General features: G+C 44.7%; 22 protein-coding genes. 4 read left to right on the forward strand and 18 right to left on the reverse strand.

What is annotated here, in order from left to right:
• The first annotated feature begins 49 nt into the window (after nucleotides 1-49).
• Complete coding sequence (locus ABFW99_RS04610) at nucleotides 50-724, forward strand: hypothetical protein (protein WP_349355745.1); 675 nt, start codon at nucleotides 50-52, stop codon at nucleotides 722-724.
• Between the two features lie 66 nt (nucleotides 725-790).
• Here ABFW99_RS04610 and ABFW99_RS04615 read toward each other — a convergent pair whose 3' ends face one another.
• Nucleotides 791-4,123 carry an amidohydrolase family protein gene (locus tag ABFW99_RS04615; protein WP_349355744.1) on the reverse strand — a complete coding sequence of 1,111 codons (3,333 nt, stop codon included), beginning with the start codon at nucleotides 4,121-4,123 and terminating at the stop codon, nucleotides 791-793.
• A gap of 260 nt (nucleotides 4,124-4,383) precedes the next feature.
• Between ABFW99_RS04615 and pyrF the strand changes: the two genes are divergently transcribed.
• Together pyrF and rnhA are read left to right on the forward strand one after the other, a co-directional pair.
• On the forward strand, nucleotides 4,384-5,223 hold the full coding sequence (pyrF, locus tag ABFW99_RS04620; protein WP_349355743.1) for an orotidine-5'-phosphate decarboxylase: 840 nt from the start codon (nucleotides 4,384-4,386) through the stop codon (nucleotides 5,221-5,223).
• Nucleotides 5,216-5,659 carry a ribonuclease HI gene (gene rnhA, locus ABFW99_RS04625; protein WP_349355742.1) on the forward strand — a complete coding sequence of 148 codons (444 nt, stop codon included), beginning with the start codon at nucleotides 5,216-5,218 and terminating at the stop codon, nucleotides 5,657-5,659. The genes pyrF and rnhA overlap by 8 nt, the downstream gene beginning before the upstream one ends.
• Before the next feature lie 68 nt (nucleotides 5,660-5,727).
• Here rnhA and tsaD read toward each other — a convergent pair whose 3' ends face one another.
• From tsaD to ABFW99_RS04670, 9 genes are all read right to left on the reverse strand, one after another.
• Nucleotides 5,728-6,711 carry a tRNA (adenosine(37)-N6)-threonylcarbamoyltransferase complex transferase subunit TsaD gene (gene tsaD / locus ABFW99_RS04630; protein WP_349355741.1) on the reverse strand — a complete coding sequence of 328 codons (984 nt, stop codon included), beginning with the start codon at nucleotides 6,709-6,711 and terminating at the stop codon, nucleotides 5,728-5,730.
• Between the two features lie 227 nt (nucleotides 6,712-6,938).
• A complete protein-coding gene (gene dnaK, locus ABFW99_RS04635; RefSeq protein ID WP_349355740.1) occupies nucleotides 6,939-8,891 on the reverse strand; it encodes a molecular chaperone DnaK in 1,953 nt (650 codons plus the stop codon).
• A 109-nt stretch (nucleotides 8,892-9,000) separates the two neighbouring features.
• Entirely contained in the window at nucleotides 9,001-9,435 is a 435-nt protein-coding gene (locus tag ABFW99_RS04640) for an Hsp20/alpha crystallin family protein (RefSeq protein ID WP_349355739.1), read from the reverse strand.
• Nucleotides 9,436-9,661: 226 nt separating this feature from the next.
• Nucleotides 9,662-10,951, reverse strand: a complete 1,290-nt coding sequence (gene aroA / locus ABFW99_RS04645; RefSeq protein ID WP_349355738.1) for a 3-phosphoshikimate 1-carboxyvinyltransferase — start codon at nucleotides 10,949-10,951, stop codon at nucleotides 9,662-9,664.
• Nucleotides 10,948-13,944, reverse strand: a complete 2,997-nt coding sequence (locus ABFW99_RS04650; RefSeq protein WP_349355737.1) for a tetratricopeptide repeat protein — start codon at nucleotides 13,942-13,944, stop codon at nucleotides 10,948-10,950. The genes aroA and ABFW99_RS04650 overlap by 4 nt, the downstream gene beginning before the upstream one ends.
• Before the next feature lie 36 nt (nucleotides 13,945-13,980).
• The gene (locus tag ABFW99_RS04655) at nucleotides 13,981-14,574 is read right to left on the reverse strand and encodes a CBS domain-containing protein (protein WP_349355736.1); all 594 of its coding nucleotides are present in this window, start codon (nucleotides 14,572-14,574) and stop codon (nucleotides 13,981-13,983) included.
• 78 nt (nucleotides 14,575-14,652) lie between these two features.
• The gene (gene hflX / locus ABFW99_RS04660; protein ID WP_349355735.1) at nucleotides 14,653-15,942 is read right to left on the reverse strand and encodes a GTPase HflX; all 1,290 of its coding nucleotides are present in this window, start codon (nucleotides 15,940-15,942) and stop codon (nucleotides 14,653-14,655) included.
• A 16-nt stretch (nucleotides 15,943-15,958) separates the two neighbouring features.
• Nucleotides 15,959-16,543 (reverse strand): hypothetical protein, encoded by a 585-nt coding sequence (locus tag ABFW99_RS04665; protein ID WP_349355734.1) that lies wholly within the window; start codon nucleotides 16,541-16,543, stop codon nucleotides 15,959-15,961.
• Nucleotides 16,543-18,645 (reverse strand): BatA domain-containing protein, encoded by a 2,103-nt coding sequence (locus tag ABFW99_RS04670; RefSeq protein WP_349355733.1) that lies wholly within the window; start codon nucleotides 18,643-18,645, stop codon nucleotides 16,543-16,545. Before ABFW99_RS04670 ends, ABFW99_RS04665 begins: the two co-directional genes overlap by 1 nt.
• 108 nt (nucleotides 18,646-18,753) lie before the next feature.
• On the opposite strand from ABFW99_RS04670, the gene ABFW99_RS04675 reads away from it, so the two are divergent.
• Nucleotides 18,754-21,387, forward strand: a complete 2,634-nt coding sequence (locus tag ABFW99_RS04675; RefSeq protein WP_349355789.1) for a hypothetical protein — start codon at nucleotides 18,754-18,756, stop codon at nucleotides 21,385-21,387.
• Nucleotides 21,388-21,458: 71 nt separating this feature from the next.
• Here the strand turns inward: ABFW99_RS04675 and ABFW99_RS04680 are convergent, their stop codons facing one another.
• The 8 genes from ABFW99_RS04680 to ABFW99_RS04715 are packed head-to-tail and all read right to left on the reverse strand — an operon-like array spanning nucleotide 21,459 to nucleotide 26,526.
• Complete coding sequence (locus tag ABFW99_RS04680) at nucleotides 21,459-22,355, reverse strand: TIGR01777 family oxidoreductase (RefSeq protein ID WP_349355732.1); 897 nt, start codon at nucleotides 22,353-22,355, stop codon at nucleotides 21,459-21,461.
• 51 nt (nucleotides 22,356-22,406) lie between these two features.
• The gene (locus tag ABFW99_RS04685; RefSeq protein ID WP_349355731.1) at nucleotides 22,407-22,679 is read right to left on the reverse strand and encodes an enolase C-terminal domain-like protein; all 273 of its coding nucleotides are present in this window, start codon (nucleotides 22,677-22,679) and stop codon (nucleotides 22,407-22,409) included.
• A complete protein-coding gene (locus ABFW99_RS04690; RefSeq protein WP_349355730.1) occupies nucleotides 22,676-23,431 on the reverse strand; it encodes a dipeptide epimerase in 756 nt (251 codons plus the stop codon). The genes ABFW99_RS04685 and ABFW99_RS04690 overlap by 4 nt, the downstream gene beginning before the upstream one ends.
• Nucleotides 23,418-24,239 carry a phosphatidate cytidylyltransferase gene (locus ABFW99_RS04695; protein ID WP_349355729.1) on the reverse strand — a complete coding sequence of 274 codons (822 nt, stop codon included), beginning with the start codon at nucleotides 24,237-24,239 and terminating at the stop codon, nucleotides 23,418-23,420. Before ABFW99_RS04695 ends, ABFW99_RS04690 begins: the two co-directional genes overlap by 14 nt.
• Nucleotides 24,240-24,251: 12 nt before the next feature.
• A complete protein-coding gene (locus ABFW99_RS04700; RefSeq protein ID WP_349355728.1) occupies nucleotides 24,252-24,533 on the reverse strand; it encodes a hypothetical protein in 282 nt (93 codons plus the stop codon).
• Complete coding sequence (locus ABFW99_RS04705) at nucleotides 24,530-25,486, reverse strand: CPBP family intramembrane glutamic endopeptidase (RefSeq protein WP_349355727.1); 957 nt, start codon at nucleotides 25,484-25,486, stop codon at nucleotides 24,530-24,532. The genes ABFW99_RS04700 and ABFW99_RS04705 overlap by 4 nt, the downstream gene beginning before the upstream one ends.
• Before the next feature lie 9 nt (nucleotides 25,487-25,495).
• On the reverse strand, nucleotides 25,496-26,047 hold the full coding sequence (locus ABFW99_RS04710) for a hypothetical protein (protein ID WP_349355726.1): 552 nt from the start codon (nucleotides 26,045-26,047) through the stop codon (nucleotides 25,496-25,498).
• Between the two features lie 8 nt (nucleotides 26,048-26,055).
• Nucleotides 26,056-26,526 (reverse strand): DUF2085 domain-containing protein, encoded by a 471-nt coding sequence (locus tag ABFW99_RS04715; RefSeq protein ID WP_349355725.1) that lies wholly within the window; start codon nucleotides 26,524-26,526, stop codon nucleotides 26,056-26,058.
• Nucleotide 26,527: the final 1 nt, after the last annotated feature.

The raw sequence follows: 26,527 nt of genomic DNA on the forward strand, positions 1-26,527 counted from the left end.
TGGCAAAGCCTCAGAATGACTCAATTATAAAAGAAAATTTCCCTAACCAATGAACACTTCGACTGACATCTTCAAACTCTTTTTCCATCACGATCAGCGGCTGGATAAACTCGCCGAACGTACACCCAACAAAAAATCAAACGAGATGGAATCCTCCCTCGAAGATTTCATGAAGCCTGACCCCACCTACTCAAAGCTCTACTTAACGGGAACCGATCTGGCACAGGAGCGATTTGGGCTGAACATGATTTCCGGGTATGAAAAAGTGATAGAGGCCCTTGAAAAAGCATTTTCTGACAAGATTGTTTTCACAGCAAAAGGAAGAACTGATTCTATTTCGAAAGCAGTTGCCGATCTTGAATTAGGGGAAGTATTTGTGCTTTCGGATAAGGAGTCCACAGAGATTGATATCCAAAGCCTGCACATTGATATTAATTCCAATGTGGGTCATTTGAAGGAAGAGTTGAAAGAAGCCCTCGAAGATGAGCATATTGTTGTGTACAAAGAGCAAGCTAAAGACGGATTTGACCTGCACATATTTTCCAAGAAAAACATGTACACGGATATGTTTTATCCGCTACAAGAACTAGTGCCTGATTGCTTCCGCTTCTTCAGCATCAATGGGAAGAAATTCAGATCAGAACGACACTTCTATTTCGAAACCTGGACTCTGGACCGACCTCCTCACGGATTTGAAGAGGTGTTTAAAGAGTCAGTTCTATAAATCTTAACTATTTATTAGTTAATCGTTATTCGTTATTCACCCGCTCAACGAATAACGAATATACTTTTAACGATCTACTCCCGGTACGTTAACCGGCTCATTGTTTTGCCACCAGAAGGTTGGGAGCTCCCTCTGATTTGGGAATACTTCATTCAATGTTTCTGCTTCATACATATATCCGTTTTTCATGATATGTGAAATATCGGCCGTATTTCTGATGTCATCCAGTGGATTGCTATTCAAAATTACAAGGTCAGCAAGTTTTCCTTCTTCAATTGACCCTAAATCCTGATCCAGTCCGATACCATCTGCTCCTTGTATGGTCGCTACTTTGAGGATATCATGCTCGGAAATTCCACCAGCAGCCATCGCCCATAATTCCCAGTGATAACCGAGTCCCTGAAGCTGTCCGTGACTTCCAACTCCGGCACGTCCACCCGCTTCCACCAGGTCTTTTACAAAAACAGAAAGCTCTTCAAATACATGCTCTTCTTCCATAAACCAACCGGCATTTCGGCGGCGGGTCCGCTCATCCAGGTTCTGGTGAGGCATAAACCTCTGAAGTTTCGGTTCATCATGCGGCCTTTCGATAGCATAGAAATAATTCTCTGCCCATGGTCCGCCATAAGCTACCAGCAAGGTAGGCGTATAAACCGTTCTGGAAAACGCAACCAGATCGATCACATCATTATATAGTGGAAATACGGGGAAAGAGTGCTCATGGCCCGGATAACCGTCAATCACCTGTGTCAGGTTTTCCTTGAAGTCGAGAGAACCTTCCGTGGTTGGCATTAGCTCCTGCTCTTTAGCGGCCTGAATAATCCACTGTCGCTGCTCACGGTTTCCTGCCCCATACATTTTGATGGTTTTGGTATCGTAATACTTGCTGTAGCGGGTTAACACATCTCGTGCATGGTCCAAATCACTGATGTCTTCACTGCTGAAAACACCCGGACCGGTTGAGTAAACACGGGGACCTAAAAGCTTCCCGGCATGCACTAAATCCTGATAGGTGAGCACATCAGTAGTTGCTGTTTGCGGGTCACGCGTGGTGATAACACCATAGGCCAGATTTGTCAGGTACGACCAAAACTCACCCCTATGCAGGTTCACAGGATGACGGAAATGAGCGTGTGTATCAACAAATCCGGGAATGACGGTTTTGCCATTCATTTCCATAATCTCAGCACCTTCGGGGATATCAACTTCACCCTGATTACCAACCCCAACAATCCGGTTATCCTGAATAACCAAATCGGCATTTTCAATAATTTCATCGCCATTCATGGTAATGAGTCGGACTCCGCGAAGTACTAAAACTCCTTCAGGGGTATCACGGTCAGCCATTACGGAAATCTCTATTTCCCTGGGCTGATAACCTTCGTCTTTCTTCTCTTCCCCTTCTTCATCAGATTCTTCTTCCGACTCGGCTTCTTCACTTTCATCTTCTGCCTTTTCCTCTTCCAATTCTTTGGCGGCTTTAACACTGTCTTCATAAGCCTGCTCATCATCGAAATCATAAATCACATGTGCATTACCTATCGACCAGTGTACACGATTGGCGTCCCAACTCCATGCCGGGAACTGCCCTCCGATATCGGTAAGTTGTTTACTTGGGAACTGGCTGGAAGAACCTCCCACCCTGATTTCCGGGGCTTCCCCTCCTACTTTGGGGACAGTCACCACAAACAGGTCGCTACGGACCTGAGCCAGCGCCTGATCTCCTTCGGGAGCCATCCTGATCCAGGAAGCCGTTCCGCCGCCGCTTCTGCTCACTTCCAAATGCTCTTTTTCATCTGTCCCATCCCAGCGAATGGAGGAAAGGCCTCCCCAGCTCGACAGGTAAATCCGGTCAGATCCTTTAACGAAGTGAGGATTTCCCCGACCGTTTGTATAGGTAATAAAATTGTTTTCACTGCCATCAGCATCAATCCAGATCAGATCACTGGTTCCCTGAAAAGCCGTTCTTCGGGTTGCGTTTCGGAAATCCTGAGGCTGCCCTTTGATCAACACAATCCGGCTTCCATCGTTATTCCAAACGGGATCCTGAAATACACCTTCTTCTTTATTCAACTGCTGAAGCCGGCGACCATTCGGACGCACCTTGTACACCTTTCCGGTTTCCGGAGTCCAGGTCACAAAAGCGATCCATTCTCCATCGGGTGCCCATACAGGCTGAGCCTGAGTTTCATCCAAATCCACCAACTTCTTTGGCTCTCCATCCGGAAGCACCATGGTATAAATTTCATTCAATGCAGTAAAAGCTATTTTACGGCCATCCGGGGAAGGGACAGCATCCCGAATTTGGGTGATTTCAAACTGAGGGGTATCTTCAATCGGGTAGTCAAAATCCAGCTCAGGGCCTAACTCTATGGTTGAGTTTACTGAAAACGGAATCTCAATGGCATCTCCTCCATCAATAGGCAGTTTCCAGATTTTCCCACCGTAGGAAGCAATCACATGTTTGTTATCCGGAGTGAATGACATCCCGGGCAGAACGTCACGGGAAGCACGCGATTCCTGGTCATCATGTTGTACCGGGTAAGCCAGCCAGCTTTCGTCTCCGGTTTCCAGATCTCTTTTCACCAATCCTGTGTACTCATCATGGCGGGTTCCATACACCAGCCACTTGCCATCGCTGGAGAGTGTTGGTCTGAACGAAGAACCGTAACGGTTGGACTGAACGGTAATATCACCGGTCTCCCGATCATAAGTTGCTATTTGGTATTGGGGCATACTGGCATTGTAGTTCCAGGTTCCAAATCTTCTGGAAAACCAAATGTAGCGTTCATCTGCACCGAAGGCTCCTTCCAGCATACGCATGTTGCCGGGCTCATCGGCCAAAGCCACTCCTGAGCCACCATCAATATGATACATCCAGATTTTATGGTTGCCGGGGTCGTCTTTGGAAGCAATCACGTACTTGCCATCGGGCATCCACTCGGGGGACTGATATTCATTGTCTTTGCCTTTGGTCAACTGTTCTTTTTCCTCGGTTTCTAAGTCATAAATCCACACTCCTTCTCCACCGGAAGCATCCGAAATAAACGCAATCTTTTTCCCATCCGGGCTAAACCGGGGTTGGCTGTCGAACTGCATGCCTTCGGTTAACTGAGTTGCTTCCCCACCTTCCACCGGGATGGTATATAGATCACCGAGGTAATCAAATACTATGGTTTTGCCATCCGGACTCACATCAAGGGCTATCCAGGAACCTTCATTCAGGTTAAAAGAAAACTCACGACCGGGTTCCAGAGGTAAGTCATTCTTCTTTTCTTCTTCGGTGCTGTCTGCTTCCGCTTCCCCATCCTGAGCGGCAGAAAACTGAGGCAGAGAAATTACCAGCAATCCTGCGAACAAAAATTTGATCCATTTATTTACAAACATGCGCTTTTCCATAGTATTCGGCTTAATTAATTTGAAGTGAAAGAAGCTAAAAAATTTAGCGAACCAGCCCAATCGTTTTACAAGTATATACAAGTCATACTTCTGTTTTCGCCACTAAAACACGCAAGCACAAAAAAGTTGATTAAATTCGATACGGCTATCATTAGCCACATCTTTTAACCTTAGTTTGGTTCTATGTGTATCCTGATTCCAGCCATTTCAAATGAAAAATTGGGTTTCAGAAATGTTATCTTCAGCAAAAATTTTAAAACATGACATTTACAGAAAAACTAAGAGCCTCGGTACAGGAAGCAGGCTCTACTTTATGTGTGGGACTTGATCCCAACCTCGATCTTCTTCCTCAACCTGTTAAGCAGCAGTTTGAATCGCCCGAAGAGCAGGTTAGCTATTTCTGTAAGTTGGTTATCGACTATACTGCGGATTATGCAGCTGCTTTTAAACCCAACCTGGCTTTTTTCGAAGCACTGGGTAAAAACGGGCTGTCCGTTTTTGAGGAAGTGATCAGACACATTCCCGATAATAAGATTATCATTGCTGACGCTAAACGAGGTGATATCAGCTCCACGGCCGATCATTACAAAAAAGCGTACTTCGATGAGTTTAATGTGGATGCCATCACCATAAACCCATTGATGGGTTTCGAAACACTGGAAGCCTTTTCCAAAGATGAAACCAAGGGTATGTATGTACTGGCTCTGACCTCAAACTCCGGAGCTTCGGATTTCCTCAAGCAGCCTTATAAGAACTTTGAATCCATGTCGGAGTACATAGCGGATCAGCTTTCCAAAAAATCCCGCTTTTCTGATACTCATTTAGGAATGGTGATTGGAGCTACGCAAGCAGAGGAAGCTTCGTCTGTTTTAAAATATCACCCCGAAGGCGCCTTACTTATTCCTGGTATCGGTGCACAGGGAGGTTCGGTGTCTGAGCTGGATAAAGCGCTTAGTAGTCATGCAGGAATTCCCCTGATCAACTCAAGCCGGGGCATTATTTATGCCGGAAAGGATGAGGGCGATTGGCCTGATTATATTGCCGAACAAGCAAAATCCATGAAACAGAAATTGAATTCAATTACCAAAAAATATGTCTGATAAGCCGGAAGTTATTGTGTACACCGATGGAGCCTGTAGTGGAAACCCGGGCCCGGGAGGTTGGGGTGCCGTCCTCATCTGGAATGGAAAAGAGAAAGAACTTTCGGGAGGAGACCCGCAAACCACCAACAACCGAATGGAGATGCAGGCCGTAACCGAAGCCTTAAATGCATTGAATAAACCCTGCACGGTTATCATCCACAGCGACAGCGCCCTCATTATTAACGCCTTTACCCAGGGATGGATCGACAGCTGGCAAAAACGCGGCTGGCGTAAAGCCGACAAGAAACCGGTGGAAAACAAGGAACTCTGGCAGGATATGCTGGAAGCTATGAAGCCTCACACCGTAAAATGGGTGAAGGTAAAAGGCCACGCCGGAATCGAACTAAACGAACGAGCCGACCAACTGGCAGTAGCCGAATCAAAGAAATTCTAAATGAAAAATTCAAAATTTAAAATAGGGAATGTCCCAATTTTAAATTTTTCATTTTGAATTCTTAATTCCTAAAGCGAAGCGTAAGGCACCATATCCAGATCATCAAACTGCCCGGCTTCGGCTTTCATTTTTCCGGTGATGGCAATCATGGCTGCGTTGTCGGTACAATAGCTGATTTTTGGGGAGAACAGCTTTACACCTATGTCTTTTGCCATCTTTTCTGATTTCTCTCTCAGCATTGAATTCGCTGACACCCCTCCTGCCAGCAACACCGTCTTTACTCCTGTTTTCTTAATGGCTCGTTTCAATTTTTTCACTAACACTTCAGCAATAGCAAAAGAAACGCTGGCGCAAATATCATTCATATGCTCCTGAATCCAGCTCTCCTCTTTATCCTGAAGATAATACAGCACGCTGGTTTTTAACCCCGAGAAGCTGAAATCCAGCCCTTCCTGAAGCAAAGCCTGGGGAAATTTATGAAATTCAGGATTTCCATCTTTAGCTAGACGATCCATATGAGGCCCGGCCGGATAGGGAAGTCCCAGCAGCTTGCCGATTTTATCGAAGGCTTCCCCGGCAGCATCATCCCGTGTCTGCCCGATAATCTCGTGCTCAAAGGCTGACGGCACATAAACCAACTGTGTATGCCCACCCGATACGGTAAGCGCCACTAATGGAAACTCAGGGCTATGATCGATAAAATTGGCATAGATGTGAGCATCCATATGGTTAATCCCAATCAATGGGATATTTCGTGACAGGGAGAGTCCTTTAGCAAAACAGGTTCCAACTAACAGTGAGCCCAGCAATCCGGGGCCCTGGGTTACAGCAATAGCATCTATTTCATCCAGGGAAACCCGTGCTTCTTCCAGCGCCTGATTCACCGTTTGAGTAATGGTTTTTTGATGGGCCCGCGAGGCCAGCTCCGGCACCACCCCGCCAAATTTGAGGTGGATAGACTGAGAGGCAATCACGTTCGACTTAATTCCTTCAGCCGTTAAAACCGCCGCCGAAGTATCATCACAAGAGGATTCAATTCCAAGAATATTCATGTCTTAAAGATAGGAATGTTGGGCATGAAAGACACTTTTGAATGGAACATGGATGACATGGATTGAGCTGATTTTCACCGATGAAGAATATTTTTATCCTCTGATCCTCTAACGCATCCGCTTCTTCCCTCTTCTATTCAAAACCATCATTACCACAAACAAAAAAATCCCGACGGGAAAACCCGACGGGATTAGTTCTGTCTTCGAGTAAGTGAGCTATATGTTACTTACTTCTTGTCTTCATCGTCAACTACTTCGTAATCTGCATCTACGGCGTCATCGCCTTCATCAGATTCTTCTTCGGAAGCGGATGCACCATCAGCGCCGGGAGTTTGTCCTCCTGCAGCTCCGGCTGCGCCACCGGCAGCAGCTTCTTCCTGAGTAGCTTTATAGATTTCTTCAGAAGCACCGGACCAAGCCTGATTTACAGCTTCAATCGCTGAGTCAATCTCGTCCATATTTTCTTCTTTGTGTGCTTTCTCAAGAGTCTCAAGAGCATCTTCGATGGCTTTCTTGTTGTCATCGGAGATCTTGTCGCCGTATTCATCAAGCTGCTTGCGGGTAGAGAATACCAGGCTGTCAGCCTCGTTCAACTTCTCAACACGCTCTTTAATCTTCTTGTCTTCTTCAGCGTGTTCTTCGGCAGCTTTTTTCATTTTTTCGATTTCCTCGTCAGACAATCCTGAAGAAGATTCGATTCGAATACTTTGTTCTTTACCGGTTCCTTTGTCTTGCGCCTTAATGTTAAGCACACCGTTGGCATCCATATCAAAGGAAACCTCGATTTGCGGAACACCACGTGGCGCCGGTGGAATTCCGTCTAAGTGGAAACGACCAAGCGTTCGGTTGTCCTGAGCTTTGGCACGTTCACCCTGCAACACATGAATTTCTACACTCGACTGATTAGCCGCAGCGGTAGAGAATGTTTGTGACTTGCTGGTTGGGATCGTGCTGTTTGCTTCGATTAGTGGTGTCATAACTCCTCCCAGAGTCTCAATTCCAAGGGTAAGAGGAGTCACGTCCAGAAGTACAACGTCTTCCACATCACCAGACATTACACCGCCCTGAATAGCAGCACCAACTGCTACTACTTCGTCAGGATTCACGCCTTTGCTTGGGTCTTTACCAAAGAATTCTTTAACGGCTTCCTGAATTTTTGGAATCCGGGTTGAACCACCCACCAGAATTACCTGGTCGATATCGTTCTTGGTAAAGCCGGCATCGTCCAAAGCCTTTTTGCAAGGGTCGATAGAGCGCTTAATCAGATCATCAGCCAGCTGCTCAAACTTGGCTCGGCTCAGGTCAATGTTCAGGTGTTTTGGACCTGAGTCTGTAGCCGTCACAAATGGCAGGTTGATGTTGGTTTTCTGAGAGCTTGAGAGTTCAACTTTAGCTTTCTCAGCAGCATCTTTCAACCGCTGCATAGCCATTGGATCTTTTCGAAGGTCTATACCTTCATCCTTTTTAAACTCATCGGCCAGGAAATCGATGATACGCTGATCAAAATCGTCGCCACCAAGGTGAGTATCACCATTGGTTGACTTCACTTCAAATACACCGTCACCTAATTCCAGGATAGACACATCAAAAGTACCGCCACCGAGATCATACACTACGATAGTTTGGTCATCATCTTTCTTATCCAAACCATAAGCCAGAGAAGCTGCGGTTGGCTCGTTTATAATTCGTTTAACTTCCAGTCCGGCAATTTTTCCGGCTTCCTGTGTTGCCTTACGCTGCGCATCGTTGAAGTAAGCAGGAACTGTGATTACAGCTTCAGTAACTTTTTCGCCCAGATACTCTTCAGCAGTCTGCTTCATTTTTTGCAGTACCATTGCTGAGATTTCCTGAGGCGCATACTTGCGATCTTCAATTTCAACACGTGCCGTGTTGTCATCGCCTTTTACAATTTTGTAGTTAACCTGCTTGGTCTCATCCTTAACCTCGTCGAACATGCGTCCCATAAAGCGTTTTACGGAAGCAACGGTCTTATCCGGGTTTGTGATGGCCTGACGTTTTGCAGGAGCTCCAACCAGGCGCTCGCCGTCTTTTGTGAAAGCAACAACAGAAGGAGTAGTTCGCCCACCCTCACTGTTCTGAATCACAACCGGCTCGTTGCCTTCCATTACGGCTACGCACGAATTGGTAGTTCCTAAGTCAATTCCTATGATTTTTCCCATTGGTCTAAAATCTGAGTTTTATTTGTTTGATTTAATATTCTTGTCTGTTGATATGGTGATTAAGTGATATCAATTTATTCATCACTTTATCACCATATCACTTATCACTTTACTTAACCGGAATGGATTGTGAATCCTTTAACGCCTCCGATTTAGGCATGGCGATGGTCAAAACACCGTTCCTGAAGCTGGCTGACACTTCGGCCGCATTCACATTTTGTGGTACCGCAAATGCCCGGGCAAAAGCCCCGCGACGTCGTTCCTGTCGCTTAAATTCTTCGCCATCTCCGGCGGTGATTTCACGTTCGCCTTTCACCGTAAGCACATTGTTCTTGAGGGAAATTCCAATCTCTTTTTTGGATAATCCCGGAAGATCCAACAGAATTTTAAATTCTTCTTCACTCTCTACAATGTCGCAGTCAGGAGCAAAATCTTTGTCTTCGTTGGCCAGCGGCACAACTTTCTCTACAAATTGCTGAATATCTTTACCCAGCTTTGAGAGATGTCTCTCAATCTCGATACCAAATTCTGTAAAATCTCCCATGTGCTTGCCGATTTATTCTTGTTCACCTCCAAGTAAGCAATAGCAATGCCAATCAGGAAAGGCGGTGGGAAAACTGACGTATTGACGGACGTATTGTCAGGAGTGATGAGTGATATGGTGATAAAGTGATTAGGTGATTGCTTAACTTAGCTCACCTAAGAAAAATAAAACCTCATGTACTTAAACTTACCCACCTGCTTGACATACCCCGCCACCATATCACTCATCACTTTATCACCAAATCACCAAGATCTTCCCAGAAGCCGGGGTAGGATACGGCTGCGGATTCGGCATCTTTGATAGAGCTTTCTCCGGTTCCTTTTAATGAAAGAACAGCAGCAGCCATCGCAATGCGGTGGTCGTGAAAAGACTCAAATTTTGCAGATTGAAATGAGAACTCCGGGTTCCCGTGAATGGTCAAGCCATCTTCTTTCTCTTCAAAATCTGCTCCAACCGCTTTCAGCACTTTAGACATGGCCATAATACGGTCGGTTTCTTTATGCCGAAGTTCTTCTGCACCGGATATTTCTGATGTACCCTCCGCAAACAGCATAGCTACTGATAGTATGGGGAGTTCATCGATGCAATTAGGAATCATCATTGGATCAATCTCTATTGCTTTCAAATCAGATCCTTTCACCACAATATCCCCTGCCGGTTCAGCTCCTTCCATGCGTTCATTTTCTATGGTGATGTCTGCACCCATCTCATTTAATATATCCAAAAGGGCATTTCGGGTTGGATTCAGCCCTACATTATCAATCTTAATCTCGGCATCAGTTTGAATAGCGCCGGCTACCAGCCAGAAAGCTGCTGCAGAAAAATCTCCCGGAATGGTGTAGCTTTGATTGGGAATCTCATCCGCCAAACTTGCCGAAATGATTTTGCGATCCTGAACCACTTTTTGGTCGAGATTCAGTAACCGCTCAGTATGATCACGGCTGGGCAATATTTCAATAACCTGTGTTAGCTCTTCTCCAAATAAACCGGCTAATAACACACACGACTTCAGCTGGGCACTTGGAATCGGAAGTTCAAACTGCAAAGGCTTCAGCGATTCATTCCTGTTAATGAAAAGCGGAGCATAAGCACCGTTCCGCGCCAGGATATGTGCCCCCATTTTCTCAAGAGGTTTGATAATTCGTGTCATCGTGCGTCCGCAGAGGGATTCATCCCCTACCAACTTTGCCGAAATACCGGCACCAACCAATACTCCCGAAAGCAAGCGCATGGCTGTACCTGAATTCCCGCAATCAAGATCTTTTTCAGGAGTTTTGATATTCCTTCTTCCGGTTCCTTTTATGATAAGGGTATCGTTTCCCTCTTTAACTTCGGCCCCAAGTTGCTGTACACAGCTTAATGTACTTTGCGGATCCTGGGCTTTGGAATAGTTTTTTACTTCCGAAATGCCATCGTGCAGTAACGAGAAAATGGCAGCACGTTGTGAGATTGACTTATCAGGAGGGAGTGTAAGTTCACCTTTTAAAGATGAAGCCGGAGTAATCTTTTTTATCATGAATCTGTTTGGCTTAGCAATCTCTGTGCTTTCTGCTCAGCATCGGTGCCGGGATAATTATTAATAATTGAATTCAGAACGGTCATAGCCTCTCCCCGGTTGCCCAGCCGGATATGACATTCGGCTGTAGCATACATCGATTCAGACACCCAATAATCAAAAGCCTCAAAAAGAACTTTCACTTTGGCATATTCTTCAATAGCTGTATTGAATTCATCCTGCTCCTGAAGGATTTTTCCGAGATAGAACTGGGCTTCAGCGCCAATTTCCGTTGTGCTTCTTTCGGCAATAGGGAAGAGCAGTTCGCGGGCTTCGTCATAATTGTCATTTGCCAGCGCTACTTTACCCAGTCCAACTTTGGCTGCCTCGTTGTTCGCATTTACCTGCAAGGCCGACTCATACTCTTGCTTTGCCTGATCGATATTGTTCTGGGCCAAACTTGCATTCCCCATTCCTACATAAGCTTCCTGCCTGAATCGTGGTGCAGACTCCAATAGCTGAACATAATTTGCATGAGAAAGGTCATACTCACCGCGTTCAAAGTTTAATGTTCCAAGAGATGTAAGTGCAGAAGATGCCAAATCATCATTCGGAAATTCATCCACAATGGTTTGATAGGCAGTAATCGCGTTATCAATTTGATCCAGCTGACGGTATGCTTCTCCAAGATTTGAGTAGGCTTCAGGCATCAGTCTTTCTGAATTTGTAACCCTCAGGTATTGCCTGAATTCTTTTATCGCATTTTCATAATCGCCCGACTGAAAGACATTCAATGCCTGTCGGTATCGCAACTGGTCGGCGGTAGAACTGGTTGGGTTGTCACTCAGAAATTCCTCCAAAATCACCGAACTGCTGTCAGATCTACCGGCAGAAAGCTGAGCATATTGTATGCCGTTAATTGCCTCGATGATATAGCTGCTTCTCGGATATTCATCCAATACGTTCTGATAAGCTGCAATAGCCCGTTCGTATTCACCGGCATTATAATAGGCATCCCCTATGTTGTATTGTGAACGTGCCGCCCAATCAGTTCCCGGATATTTATTAATTACCGTCTGAAATTCCTCAACCGCTTGTGAGTAATTGTTCGTATTCAGGTAGATATATGCCACATTATATTGCGCCTGCTCCCTCAATCTGCTGAATGGATAAATTCTCAGCATTTTCCGGAAGTTTGAAACCGCCTCAAAAGTACGTCCGGCCCGGTAATAACTGTTGGCAATCTGGAACATGGCATAGTCGCCACCCGGCTCTGCACCGATGGCTTTGTTGTAACTGGCAATGGCCTGCCTGTACTGTCCTAAGGCGTAATAAGCATCACCCACACGAAGTTGGGTATCCGTATCATAAGGGAAAAGGGCTGTTTCCGGCTTATCGTAATTTGAGAGGAAATCTTCGAGCGGGGCTACTGCATTTTCGTACTGCCCCATTTCAAAATAGCTCCAGCCCAGCGAATAAAGTGCGGGACCCGTCATTTCATTTTCCGGGTAATTTTCAGTGTACATTCGGAAGCGCTGGGCCGCACTGCTGAACTGATTCATTTTGTAGTAACTGTCTGCACTCCAAAACAACGCTTCCCTTCCCACTTCGGAATCCGGTGTTTCAGCGTACACAGACTCAAATATAGGCTGAGCCTGTTGGTAGGCCTGATTTCTATATAAAATCCATGCCTTCTGGAAACGTGCCTGTCGCTTCAGCGCCGGATCGATGTCGCCCACTTTTTCTGCTTCTTCAAAAGCCTGGATAGCCCGCGTATATTCCGCATTCGCAAAAAAGGCTTCCCCAAGCATGGTATAAATTTTGGCGGGCTCCTCAAGTTCTACATCACTGCGAACCAAATCTAACAACACTTCAATGGCCTCTCCATAAAGTGACGCCTGAAAAGCCGAAACCGACCATTCGTAATAAGCCCTTTCTACCCAAAGTCCATCTTTGTAACGCTCCCCAAATTCTCGGAATGAGTTAATGGATTTACGATACTGACCACCAAGCTTTTCATTCACCGCTTTGTAATATTGGGCTTTTCGTGCAATTTCGTCATCACCAACAGCCGCCTTCCCAAACGATTCTGCCGCCCAGTGAAAAATTTCTTGTTTGTTATACACCCAACCTAATCCGTAATGAGCAATACGTTCCTGTGGGGTGCCTTTTGTCATATTGATATAGCGAAGATATGACTTTGAAGCTGTATCATATTGCCCCAGGTAGTTTAGACTTTCCGCAATCAGGAATACAGCTTTCTGCTGAGAGTCCCCTTCCAGGTAAGGCAAGGCACTGTTTAATGCTTCTATGGCTTCTTCATATTTACCCTGCATGTAATACGACTCACCAAGAGCAGTACCTACACTACGGGTTATCTCCTTATTGGGGTATCGCTCTTTGAGTACTTCAAACGCAATAGAGGAAGCATTATACTGCTGTTGTGACAAGTACAGCCTTCCACGGGCATATAATGCTTTCGGAGCCCATTCAGAATCCGGAAAGTCATTAGCCAGTTCCATGAAGAAAACACGGGAGTCGGCATAATCTTCGTTTTCAGCCGCCGCCTCTGCTATCCAGTACTTTGTTTTTGCAGATTCAGTGTCCTTCATCCAAGACTTTATAGCCTGTTGATAATAAACAATGGCTTCTTCATAGCGGCCATATTCTGTAAAACGATGCCCCAGATCTTTAAGCAACTTTTCAGACAGGTCGCTTCCCGGGTACTCTTGTACAAATTGCTTATAGTAAGTTTCTATACCTGAAGAATCGACCCCGGTTTTAGCTCTTGCAAGATAATAGTCAGCAGAGATGCGCATTTCATGGTTAGGATAGGCCGCACTAAACTCTTCAAACCGTTCAATGGCTTTTTCAAAAAAACCATTCTCATATAGGTTTATCCCTCTTTCATACAATTGGGTGGATGGTGACTGTATAGCTTGTGCGGGGAGCACATTCACCAGAATTAATGGAATAAGAAAAGTAAGAAGGCTGCTTTTGGGGACGACGTGCATGAACTCGTCAGGATAAATAAGGTTAATTGTTACTTCTTATATGTCAAGATAGCGAATAAGTTCATCCGCGCGGTCAGAAAAATTATGCTCCAGCACCTCGCTATTGGCTTCGGATGTAATTGTATATCCAAAGCGGCGCAATCCTGCGCTTACTACGGAAGAGTCTTCGAGGTTTAATTTAAATGATACACAGTATGCCTTATTTTTGGCGTTGGGTTGTTGAACAGCCACACCCAATATCTTTGCTCCTTCCATTTCGATGATGCGTACCAAATCAGAAAGAGTAAAATCTACCTGATCCAGTTCCACGGTAATGACAGATCCAAAACTTGAAAGGTTAAACACATCTCCAAGGGCACTTAATACATCCCTTTTTTTAATCATTCCCTGGAATTTCATCTCCTCATCGGTAACAGGGATCAAATATAGCTCTTTGGCCAGCATAATGCGTGAGGCTTCAAACAAATGCTGATTATAGGGTACAAAAATAGGATCTTCCAGTTCTACTTCAGATAGCAGCGAATTTTCATCTACCACCTCTATCAGTTTATCCAGCGATGCCATCCCCACAACCTGGTTGTCAGCATCCACAACGGTAAACTTTGTAGTATGCAACAGATCGATCTTCATAAGCGCTGTTGCAACGGTATCTTTGACCCTAAGGGGTGATATGTCTGTATTCAGGATTTCGTTTATTAACATAAGTGACTATACAACTTCACCATTAGCACCAATAGTATCCAACAAATGGGATAATTGCTTAAAATCTTTTTTGGCTATGCTGAAGGTTAACTCTACTTCGGTGCCTTCATATGTTTCTTCTTCAACGTTGGCGTTTTCATGAATAAAAGCAACTGCTTTATATTTTGAAACCGGAATCTGAAGTGTATGACGGCTGTAATCCAGCTCTATCATCTCTTCAATACTATTTTCCAGCTCCTTAAGGCCAATGCGCTGTTCTGCAGAAACAAACACCGCATTCGGATACATTCGTTTCATGTCTGCTACCTGGTGTGCATCCATTTTATCAACCTTATTAAATACCAAAATGGTTCTTTTGTTCGTGGCTTCAATCTCTTCCAGAGTCTCTTCCACTACCTCAATATACTCCTGAGCCATTTTGGAGGATGCATCCACCACATGTAATAATATATCGGCCTCCCGAACTTCATCTAAAGTAGATTTAAAACTCTCTACCAGATTATGGGGCAGCTTACGAATAAAGCCTACCGTATCAGACAAAAGCACTGAGTGATTTTCAAGCTCGTGGCGGCGAACGGTCGAATCAAGAGTAGCAAAAAGTCGATCTTCTGCAAACACACCTGTTTCTGTCAGGGCATTCATCAGGGTCGATTTACCTGCATTGGTGTATCCAACCAGCGATATTCTGTTCATTCCCTCACGCCCTTTTCTCTGCGTGGTTCGCTGCTTGCTCAGCTTTTCAAGCTTTTCTTTAAGTACGGAAATACGCCGGCCAATCAACCTTCTGTCGGTCTCTATCTGGGTTTCACCCGGACCTTTGGTCCCAATCCCCCCTTTTTGGCGAGAAAGGTGAGTCCAGTATCGGGTTAATCGCGGAAGCAAGTATTCCAGCTGGGCAAGCTCGACCTGTGTTTTAGCTGCTGCTGTTTTAGCCCGGGCTGCAAAAATGTCAAGAATCAGTGAGCTGCGGTCCAGCACTTTGGCATCGGTACCTTTTTCTACATTTCGGATTTGTGTGGGAGAAAGGTCATCATCAAAAATGACGGTATCAATACGCTCCTCTCCCATAATGCGTTTCAGCTCGTTGAGTTTGCCTTTACCTATGTAAGTGGAGGGATCGGGGTGAGTTTTATTCTGAAGTACTTTTTCAACCGTAATTCCCCCGGCTGTATCGGCAAGTAACTCGAGCTCGTCTAAATATTCTTCGGCCTGAAATCTCGTGGTTTCAGGTCCATACAAACCTACCAATACAACTCGTTCTCGTTCTATATCGGAATTTTTAACGTCGTCTAACAAATGGGTATTTTCTTAATTAGTCTTCCTGAATTCTCTTGAGGTCGATATCAGGTATCGCTTGTCCTTCAATCTTATTTTCCAGCTTCAAAGATACAATTTTTTTTACTGCTTTATATCGGTTGCGTGGCACAAATAGTTTTAGCTGTTTATACCCTTCAATCAGCGATTTGTCCATTTCTGAATAGTTAAACAGGTATTCAATCCCGTTTTTCCCGGGCCTTTCCACATAATCAAGAATCTGAAACCAGGGAATGGTTTGAGAAGGTTCATTAATGTTCTTCACAATACCATAATCGGTGATGTAATATTTGGAAGCCAGGTAGCTGGATATAAACCACATTGTACCTATCCATAGGTAAGCAAAAAAGATCGGAAATCGGGCAATTTCGCCGGTAAAAAGTACTACAGCAGAAAGCCCCAATACTATTCCTAAAAATACAGTGGCAAACAACGGGTATCCTCTCAATTTACCTGACCGCCAGCTCAGACGTACTTTCCGTAGCCGAAGTTTATTCTGAAAAGAATATCCGGCCAGCAAAGTGGATGCAATGGTAAACATCACAATTACACCACGAAAAAAAAGTGAGAGTATATCTTCCATTAATTTACGGTTTCAGCTTTATACCATATAGACACTAACGATTCCGTTATTAAAAATAACAAGCCTGCCAACATAAACCAGCTCCATATTTCTTTTCCAAATCCTGAGGCCATAATTTCATTCTGCAATTCTTCCTCACTCAGTTCGGCAGTTTGAACCCAGCTTATTTCAGCGTCTTCAATCAAATTCTCAAGCTGCTGCTCATCGGCTTCTGAAAAGTCAGATTCATCAGGGCTTAGGTTTGCCGATAACACATATCGCTTATTTCCATCTGTCACCGTTACCCAGCCGGGCGTCCATTCTTCTGCAGGGTATCGGAGCCGGATTCCGGATGAAACTACATCTACGGTCGGCTTTATTTCATCTTCACCCACTTCAATAACGGCGTTATCTCCGTTAATGTTTCCTCTCCAGCTAAATGTATTCCCCAACTGATGATTGGCAAAGCCGCCCTGATCGGACGAAGCCGAGTACAGCAGTATGCGATAATAAAAAGGGGCAAAAAGAGGTTTAACGGGAAAGTTAGACCAACCCGGATCGTTTCCGATGGTTGCAATAAGCAGACTGCCTTCACCAAATCGTTTTTCATGAACCAAAACATCCCCGTTGTTCATGTTTAATAAATCGAATCCGGTACCTGAAGAGTTCGTCATTAACTTCAGGTAATAATAAATATCGGGATTGGTGAATCTGAGCTGTTCATTTTGCTCACGTTCAAACAGTCCGGTGAACGCGGGATGATCTTCAAGTAATTCATCGGCCGTTGCAACAGCATTGAAAGAAGCATATTCTCCCTGAATACCCGCAAACCTTCCGGCATTGAACTGAGCAAACAGGCTGTTATAATTGTTGATGTTTCCATTTTCAGAGGGGAAAAACATTACACCTCCGCCATTTTGCACATACTCCTGAAGGGGCTTAAAGCTATATTCGGGGATCGATTCTACTCCATCCAGCAGCACGGCATCAAATTCGTTGAGGTTTGTCGTTTCAAAAATGTCCGGAGTTGCTTCCTGGTATGAAAGCTGAGCATCATTTTCCCCGGCAACACGAAGCATGGCCCCGGTATAAGAAATAAACTGAGGATTTCTGTTCTCCTCACTTACCCATAATACATTCCGTGTTTCCGGAACCTGAACGGTAAAGTAATACTCATTATCAGGTTGAAACTCATCTCCTTCAACAATCAGCTTTCCTTTGGATGAGCCTGTTTGGGATGGGGTTATTTCAAAAGTGTATGTCTTTCTCTCGTTAGGAGCCAGAGCAATAGAATACTGACCCGCATTTTGCCCCTCAAATTCCAGCGACACAAATTGATTTACCGCTGCCACTCCACTTTCATTTACCAGCTCCACATTCAGGGTAAATGGAATATTGGTGCCAATCATATTGGTGGAAGTAGAAATATCAGCAATCATGGTGTTTTGAACCTCTACTTCTCCCACATCAATAATACTGACAGCAACACCTTCCGCATCAAGGTCACGCAAGTCATCAAGCTGACTGAGTTGCCCATCCGTTATCACAAAAATATTCTTGTTTTGATAGGGGGCTTCATTCACAGACTCAATTAAACCCGACAACCTGCTAAGCGTAAAATTGCCAGACGACTTAATCTGCACTTCATCCACGGTTCTTAGCAGGTTGGCCCGGCTTAGAATATTGCCGTATTCTCCCTCCCCATTTGTAAGCTGCAGCATAAACCGGTCTTCATCTTTGGCTGAGCTTTCAATATCTCCTATAATTTCCCGTGCATATTCAAATAAAGGACCTTGCTTACCAATTCTCGACATGCTTATACTATTGTCCAGCAAAATTGCGTTTAATGCCGGAGCCTGGGTAGTGCCTCCTCCCGAAAGTCCGGGTGGTAAAAACGGACGTGCAAGTACCAGTGCAAGGCAGGCAATAGCCAGTAATCGCAGTAATAAAAGCAGGTACCGCTTAATACGAATTCGACGGATGGTAGTATTCTTAAGTTCCTGAAAAAAAGCCAGTGTAGAAAAGGCTACCTTTTGCGGACGCTTGAGGTTAAGCAAGTGAATGAGTAGAGGCAAACCCACCGCAATTAAGGCAAATAAAAAAATTGGATTCAGAAAACTCATTTAGCGCTTAAAAAATGTTACCTTTATTTCTTTGATACGGAACTTTTTACGGAACCGGAAATTAGCCAATATAGAACCAAGACCTAAACAGCTTATTATTTCTTATTGATGCAACGCCTTTTTCAACTCTTAATTACTTTTTTTTCCATCAGCCTTTTAGCTGCTTGCTCATCCGTTCCTGATAATGAATGGGTTGCATTAATTCCCGAGGAAGCCACTTTTGTGGTTGTTCCGGAGAATGGGTTGAATGTACAAGATATCATAGCCAAAGAATATGCTACTTACCTTGATGATTTAACACCATCAGCCCTGCAGCAAGTAGCCGGCATTGATGCTGAAATGGATAATCCGTTAAATATAAAGGCTGTAGCCCTTTATCCAGCCACATCCCTTCATTCAAATTTTTTGTGGATTACGGGTATGCCTTCATCAGATTTAAACCAATGGGCATCCCGGTTTTATCAACCGTTCACTCAGAATAATTACGAGTTTAAAGGATTCATCATTCATAAATTATTCTTTAATAAGACGGAAATTTATGCGGCTCAGGTAAACGATTATCTCATTCTGGCAGAATCGAGCCTGATCATTGAAAATTCGTTGCGTGCATTTCTTGGGGAAAAACCTTCGATTCAGCTTCAGCAAAATCCTCCATCATCAACGCTGGTGTTAAACACTCCTGAATTGGACCATTGGGTTGAACAATTTGCTGCGGTCATTAATCGCCCTGCCGTGATGTCTTCTTTCTCGGGAACCAAACCCGCCGCTTTCACTTTCGATTCTTATTCGGATTCCACTCAAAACATTCAGCTTTCAGGAAAAATTGATCTGAGCGAAGATCGGCATTCCATCCTGGTTGATGCTTTCTCCTATGAAAATACGCCCATTACCCTCGACCGGCATATAGCCAGCAATGCCGCAGCTTTTGTCTTATTTCGGTTGCCTCCGGTCTCGGTTCCGGCTGAACCAACCAACACCATAACCACCAAACTTGACTCAGTGTTGCTGGATAACATCAGCATGTACCAGAATCTGGCCAGTACACTGTCATCAGAATTTGCTTTCGAGGCCTTCCCGGAATCCGGATTGCTGTCTACAGGTGAGTTTTTGTTTATGAGAAAGCTAAACGATCGAGATTCTTTCCGCAGTCAGTTGAATCGTTTGGTACGAGATGGGCTCATTAACTTTCAGGATAATACCTATCAGGTCAGCAGTAGTGTTATGGGCAAACTAATTGGGTCTGAAATGAGCACCCTGCGTGATTTCTATCTTGCCTTTTCAAATGATGTAGTGGTAATTGCTAAACGTAAGGGCCTCGCCGAAAGTGTGAATGCGGATCGAATTCGCCGGCGGGTCATCTATTATGACGAAACCTATTCAAACGTGCGGAATAATCTTCCTGAGGAAGTGAGTGGGTTTGTGTGGTCGGCCTCTAATGATTTTCTGCAGTTTATCAGGCCTTACGTGAAAATGGAGAATTCTATGGCAGGCTTACTCAGTCGCTTCGATATCACCTCGATGACGATGACTGCCGGTGATAATGTCATTGATTTAACCCTGAACTCTTACTCCAAAGAAGGTTCAAGTCTTCCGTATGAAGAACTATGGGTAATGCCTCTTTCCAATTTTGAGCTGAGTGGAAAACCTGTTTTAGGTGATCTGGTTGGAAGCAGTACCGATGAAATCATTTTTTCAACTGAGGATGGCCGGGTGATGGCTCTTGCTCTGGATGGCACCATTGCCATGCAAACATCAACCGATGGACTTGAGCCTGTTGGCGGTCCTCAATTATACGACTGGTACGGCAACGGTCAACAAATCATTTTTCTGGCAGCCGGATCAAAAATCTTTGCCTGGAATGAGAACGGCAACCTTTTGCCCCGTTTTCCACTGGATATGAATGAACCGATTACCGCCCCTATTTTGGTTCAGGATGTACTGAGAAACGGAGTTCCTGAAATTGTTGTAGCCACCGAAGACCGCAAAGTACATGTACTGGATGGACGAGGTGAAAATGTACGCGGATGGCCTCAAAACACTAACGCAACCGTTCAATCACAGCCGGTTTTTTCTATCCTGGATGATGTGTGGTCGGTCTGGGCCTTTTCTGAAAACGCCTTGCACAGCTGGCTTCGTAGCGGCAACACACGTCCCGGCTACCCACAGTTTGTAAATGCGCGTTTTACCAATTCTCCCCTCGTATTCGAAAACCAGATTACTGCCAGTGCCGCTGATGGGTATTTGTATTCATTAGGCATTGAACCAGTTTTCAGTGACTCTCTGGCAACCACCATTTCGGAAGATTCCGTCTCAATCCGATCTCTATATGTAGCTAATAACGAACTTTCATCAGTTGACTACAGCGAGAATATTTTACTCAGAGACAGCACCGGTTTTTTCCGGAATGATTTATTGATCACCCAAAGCCTGAATGGCTCACTGTTCTTATACAACAAAGAAGGAGAGCTCCGGTTTACAAAAAGTCTGGGGCAACCCGCTTCAACCACATTCTCACCAGAGCTCATCGATATTAATGCTGATAACAATCTCGAGCTTGTCGCCCTTGCAGAATTCGGGCGACTTTATGCATGGGAAATACTGACCGGTGAGCGTTTGTTCGGAATACCTACATCAGGTATGAAGTATCCGATCATCACAGATTTAAATGGTGACGGGCAGAAAGAGCTGATCGCCCAAACAAGAGAAGGGCTTCGGTGCTGGACGATTAACAGGGAAAATTGAGAGTAGGTGTTAGGTTTTAGTGGGTAGCTTCCACTAAAACCTAACACCTAAAACCTTGCCCCTAACACCTCTTATATAATATCAGCGAGGGCTTCTTCCAGGTATTCAAAATGGAAGTCAAATTCGGCTACTTGCAGCTTTTTGGGTTGCATACGGATGCTGTCGGTTACCGGCTTTGCTGCTTCCCCCAACACCATATCGAGGGCAAATTTTGGTACCCGGAATAAGGACGGCCGGTTCATCACGTTGCCCAACGTCTCAGCAAACTCATTCATCGTTGCCGGGTTGGGTGAACAAACATTATAGGCGCCTGAAAACTCCTGGTCGGTCAATGGGAAAATCAGTGCCTTGCATAAATCTGTTCGGTGAACCCAGCTCATGTATTGTTCGCCACTGCCGATAGGTCCGCCTACCATAAACTGAAACGGTGGAATCATTTTTCCGAGAGCGCCTCCACCTTTCTCCAATACAATTCCGATACGCGGATTAACCACACGAACTCCGAATTCTGTTGCTTTTTGAGACTCCGCTTCCCACGCCTCACATACTTCAGCTAAAAAATCATCTCCGTGAGACTCATCCTCATCTAACACATCATTGCCCCGGTTTCCATAGATTCCTGAAGCGGAAGCAGATACAAACACATCCGGCTTTTGATCGGCTTCCCTCATGGCATCCACCAACTGTTTAGTAGATTGAACCCGGCTATCCATAATCCTTTTTTTAACCTCATCCGTCCAGCGTTGACCGAACAGGTTTTCTCCTGCCAGGTTTATGACCCCATCTATTTCATTCATCTCGGTGGCAAGGTCATCATCCCAGCTAATGAATCGTTGATTTTTAGCGGCTTCGTCTTCGTATTTTTTAGGGCTTCGACTCACAATAACCAGGTTATGTCCCTGCTTAAGCAGCATGGTTCTGAGTTCTTCGCCTATAAATCCTGTTCCGCCGGTAATAAGAATATTCATAATCCTGATTTTTTTGTTTTCATATCAAACCATATCCGGCGATAAAAACATTCACTTACTTACTCCAAACCCAGGCTTCTCCGATAATGCTATTTCTCCCGATTCCTTTACTCTTAAACCACCAAACGGATCATTCCCGATTAAAAGATGTCCGTCCAGGTCGGCATAATCGGCTTCAAGTGCTAAAAGTGCGCCAGCCGCATTGGCCAAAGAGCTTTCAATCATGCAGCCTATCATCACTTCCATTCCTAAGGAGCGGGCTTTTTTGAGTACCTGTCTCGCTTTGACCAAACTGCCTATTTTCATCAGTTTGATGTTAATCACATGGAAAGCCTCGGATATCTCTTGCAGGTCTTCATTCCCCGGAAACTTTCATCGGCAGCCAGTGGTAAAGGCGACCATTCCTTTATCTTTTTCATGAGATCAAACTCATTCGCCGGCATGGGCTGTTCAATCAATTCTACATTTTGGCTCGCTAAAAACTCAATCTCTCTTTTGGCCTGATCAAGCGTCGTCCAGCCTTCATTGGCATCTACCCGAAGTGGTTTATCTGTAACTTCCCGAATAGCCTCAATAATTTCTCTGTCGCGATCAGTCCCCAATTTTATCTTGTACACCGGATATTGACCGGCATCCAGAATTTTCTGCTGCATTCTGTCCGGAGTATCCAAACCAATGGTGTATGAAGTTACCGGGCCGGTCGGAGAATTTATACCCCACAATTCCCAAAGAGGTTTACCTTCTGACTTAGCCCGCCAATCGAGCCACGCCATTTCGATTGCACATTTTGCCGATTGAATATGAGCCAGATTCAGAGCTTCCAGTTTTTCGGGTATTTCTTCCGCTCGTTCTATACCATCAAAAAACCCCTCGGGTAGTGATTCAAAATACTCCATTACTTTTTCCGGAGTCTCATCATATCGTGTATTAGGACCTGCCTCACCATACCCGGTAATGCCGTCTTTTGTTATGGAGAGAAATACATTGGGCACCTCAGACTTTGACCCTCGTGAAATAGTAAAAACTTCTTTTAGTTTGAGCGGGAATACTTCCCAATCGATTTTAAAATGAGACATATCCAAATTTCTGAATGAGCTGTAAATAAATATATACGGCGGGTGCTACCAGCAGGAGCGCATCAAAACGGTCGAAGAAACCACCGTGACCCGGCAGCAGGTCGGATGAATCTTTTACTCCGGCTTTTCTCTTAATCTTGCTTTCAATTAAATCCCCTATTGGACCAAAGGTACCTACCAATAGAATTAGTGGAAGCGTTAAAGTCATGGTTACGCTTGTTTCAAAGGGAATGGCATATAAAGCAATCGCCAGCCCCACAAAACATCCAACATAACCGGATATAAAACCTTCCCATGTTTTATTAGGGCTAATGGCTGGAGCAAGTTTTCTTTTCCCAAACGAACGACCACCGAAATAAGCAAATACATCCCCGCCCCATACCATAAGTACAGCAGCCAGTGTGAGCAGGAATCCGGTTTCATTGGTCCCGAGATCCCTGATCAACATCAGGCAAAGCAAACCAACCGGGGCATACAGTCCCGCAAAAAAAGAACTGCTTAGTTTGGTAATGCTTTCCTCGGTGGTATCAAAGGTTTGAATGGCGATGAAGAGCAACAGGATTCCCAATCCTATTTCAAAAGCAAAGGGAAGTACCGGGAACAGCATAATCCACAATCCTATGGTGTAGGGAAAGTATTGGTCAGTGGGGTTTCCGGCACTACTCATCAGCCGCATTACTTCCTGCTGAATAAAAAATCCTATAAAAATGACAAACCCTTTGAAGTACCAGCCTCCCATCCAGGTTAAGAAAATGAATAAAATTGCCGCTGGTACCGCAAAAAGAATGCGTTTTACAAGTTCACTCAAGTCAGGCTCCGGTTATTCGGTGTCAGGATTGAAATCGGGATTTTCTTCTTCAAGTTCTTCCAGTGCCGTACGGGCTTTTTTCTCATACTCTTTGGGCACGTATAAGTAGACCATCGCCATTTCGCTAACATTGAGGCTGTAGGCCGAGTCTCGCTTGGACAAGATATTGGAAGGAATCTTCAGATTAGACAGGTAGTTCTTAGCCATTTCGATTTCGAGGTCTGTACTGCCTTCAAGCACACATACCCAATTATCGATGTCGTTTGGCTTGGGGGATTTAGAAAAAAAACTCATGATTCCTGTTCTTTTGGTTTCAACGTGTACAGGTAATAAAGTAAACCTGTGGTTAAAACGATACTGCCAATTACCAAAAGAACCGGAATGTCCATTTCCGGGGTAATTTTCTCATCCAGCATTTCCGGATAAAAGCTGCTGGCAACAACCTGCCCTCCATTATTTACAAAATGGGCAACCATGGCCGGAATTAAGCTGTCAGATATATAGGTGACATAGGCCAGAAAAACACCCAGCGTTGCGAGTGGCAGAAAGTTCGAAATCTGCAGGTGATAGGCCCCGAATATAGCACCGGATATCAGGATTGCAGCAGTGATACCCCAGCTTTTTTCAAAGGCTCGCTGAACATACCCGCGGTACATAACCTCTTCACACACAGCCGGCACTAAGCCAATATGAAATACCCCAAGAAGCAAGGCATTATCAGATTTCAGAAAGTTTGAAATCATTTCAGCCATCGTCTCCTGCATTTGAGCCATAGCTTCAGGAACCGGGAGAAAAGAGTTCAGCCATCCCAAAAACAGAATGGTGGGCTGAGCAACAACAAAGAGAACGGCAGCCAGAGCGGTCACCTGCCAAACATTCCCGGAAAGTTTCATCCTGAGGAACTCTTTCCGATCTCCTTTTACGGCGTGAAGTTTGACTATCATTAAGGTAGCCAGTGCCATAATCAGAATTTGCCCCGAAGAATTTGCCAGGAAAAGAATATCAAAGTTAGTGGAGAGTTCGTCTAACATGGTTTGTACATCCAGGCTTTCAGCGGTAGCTAAAACTCCCACGAACCCAACAACTCCTCCAACAACGTTAAACGCGATAAGTGCTACAAAAACCCAGCCAAGGGCCATTGCCCAATGGGCAAAACCGTTACGTTCTACCCACGGGGCCGGCTTGTGGTTTTCATATACTTGCTGATACTCACTGTGCGAAGATGCCGTCTCTTTTTCCTGATTCATTAACTTATTTTACTCTTCTGATGCGAAAATTTTAGCGCCAATTAAACCCGAAATTACGTTCATAATCCCAAGCCCAATAAAAGTAAACAAAGCCTGAAGCCCTATGTTTTTGGCGGAATTGGGATTGTCCATCCCGGAAATAGCTTGCTCTTTGGCTTCGGCCGGCATTTGCATGGCTTCAATATTCTGGATGTTCCAGTCTACAAGAGCTTGCTGAAAGCTTGGGTCAATAATATTCCAGATTTGTCCTAAAATAACAGATACTATGGTAGCACCCAGGCCAACAAAAAGCCCAATTAATGCCCCTTTGCCGATTTTGTAGGTAACGTCATGCTCTTTGGCGTAGTGCCAGTTCGCAAGCACTCCACCAATGGCCCCAACCAAACATCCTATGGTTCCCAGAAGTTGAGCTGAACTAAAAAATGAACCTGACGGCTCAGAACCTAAGGTCATGTACCCACCAATGATGGCAAAGGCTGTAACTACAATCCCTACTACCAGTGAGGCTATTATTACTGAATTCCAATAACTTGGGTTTTCTTGTATCTGTTCGTTTTCCATATCCATTGTTACTCCGAATTATTAATTGTGAAAAATTCATGCACCAAGATAAATGCTAGTGGTAACCCAAGAAGAGCTCCCAATATAAATCTTGAGATAAGGGTATTCGTCCAAAGTCCGAAATAGTTTCCCAAAACATCGGCTAAATTTAACAGAATAGCAGCAATTAACCAGCCCTTTTCTATCTTCGATTTCCCTTTTTCCAAATAAGCATAAACAGGTAGTAAAATCCACCCCATTAATAATGCGGCATAGATGCCCAGGCACCTTGCACATACCGCCATTTGAATACCAGATATAGAAAATGACCGAAACGGATCCTGATGACAGAGCACATCAAAGACAGCAAACTGCCAGCTGGTAACCGTCGTGGCAGATGTTTCGAACAGTCCGGGCCCCAGAGCTGCAAGGAATAAAAAAGTCAGTGTGGGCAGTAAACCCCAGTACAATAGCTTGTTATGTGCATGCAGTCTCCACACA

The organism is Gracilimonas sp. BCB1 (assembly GCF_040117685.2).
GTDB lineage: Bacteria > Bacteroidota > Rhodothermia > Balneolales > Balneolaceae > Gracilimonas.

Coding starts and splice junctions, on each gene's coding strand:
- ABFW99_RS04690 (WP_349355730.1), bottom strand. CDS start 23,431: ATGTCTCATTTTAAAATCGATTGGGAAGTATTCCCGCTCAAACTAAAA.
- pyrF (WP_349355743.1), top strand. CDS start 4,384: ATGACATTTACAGAAAAACTAAGAGCCTCGGTACAGGAAGCAGGCTCT.
- ABFW99_RS04675 (WP_349355789.1), top strand. CDS start 18,754: ATGCAACGCCTTTTTCAACTCTTAATTACTTTTTTTTCCATCAGCCTT.
- ABFW99_RS04670 (WP_349355733.1), bottom strand. CDS start 18,645: ATGAGTTTTCTGAATCCAATTTTTTTATTTGCCTTAATTGCGGTGGGT.
- ABFW99_RS04640 (WP_349355739.1), bottom strand. CDS start 9,435: ATGGGAGATTTTACAGAATTTGGTATCGAGATTGAGAGACATCTCTCA.
- ABFW99_RS04700 (WP_349355728.1), bottom strand. CDS start 24,533: ATGAGTTTTTTTTCTAAATCCCCCAAGCCAAACGACATCGATAATTGG.
- ABFW99_RS04710 (WP_349355726.1), bottom strand. CDS start 26,047: ATGGAAAACGAACAGATACAAGAAAACCCAAGTTATTGGAATTCAGTA.
- ABFW99_RS04665 (WP_349355734.1), bottom strand. CDS start 16,543: ATGGAAGATATACTCTCACTTTTTTTTCGTGGTGTAATTGTGATGTTT.
- ABFW99_RS04610 (WP_349355745.1), top strand. CDS start 50: ATGAACACTTCGACTGACATCTTCAAACTCTTTTTCCATCACGATCAG.
- rnhA (WP_349355742.1), top strand. CDS start 5,216: ATGTCTGATAAGCCGGAAGTTATTGTGTACACCGATGGAGCCTGTAGT.
- dnaK (WP_349355740.1), bottom strand. CDS start 8,891: ATGGGAAAAATCATAGGAATTGACTTAGGAACTACCAATTCGTGCGTA.
- ABFW99_RS04615 (WP_349355744.1), bottom strand. CDS start 4,123: ATGGAAAAGCGCATGTTTGTAAATAAATGGATCAAATTTTTGTTCGCA.
- tsaD (WP_349355741.1), bottom strand. CDS start 6,711: ATGAATATTCTTGGAATTGAATCCTCTTGTGATGATACTTCGGCGGCG.
- ABFW99_RS04680 (WP_349355732.1), bottom strand. CDS start 22,355: ATGAATATTCTTATTACCGGCGGAACAGGATTTATAGGCGAAGAACTC.
- ABFW99_RS04655 (WP_349355736.1), bottom strand. CDS start 14,574: ATGAAGATCGATCTGTTGCATACTACAAAGTTTACCGTTGTGGATGCT.
- ABFW99_RS04705 (WP_349355727.1), bottom strand. CDS start 25,486: ATGAATCAGGAAAAAGAGACGGCATCTTCGCACAGTGAGTATCAGCAA.
- ABFW99_RS04650 (WP_349355737.1), bottom strand. CDS start 13,944: ATGCACGTCGTCCCCAAAAGCAGCCTTCTTACTTTTCTTATTCCATTA.
- aroA (WP_349355738.1), bottom strand. CDS start 10,951: ATGATAAAAAAGATTACTCCGGCTTCATCTTTAAAAGGTGAACTTACA.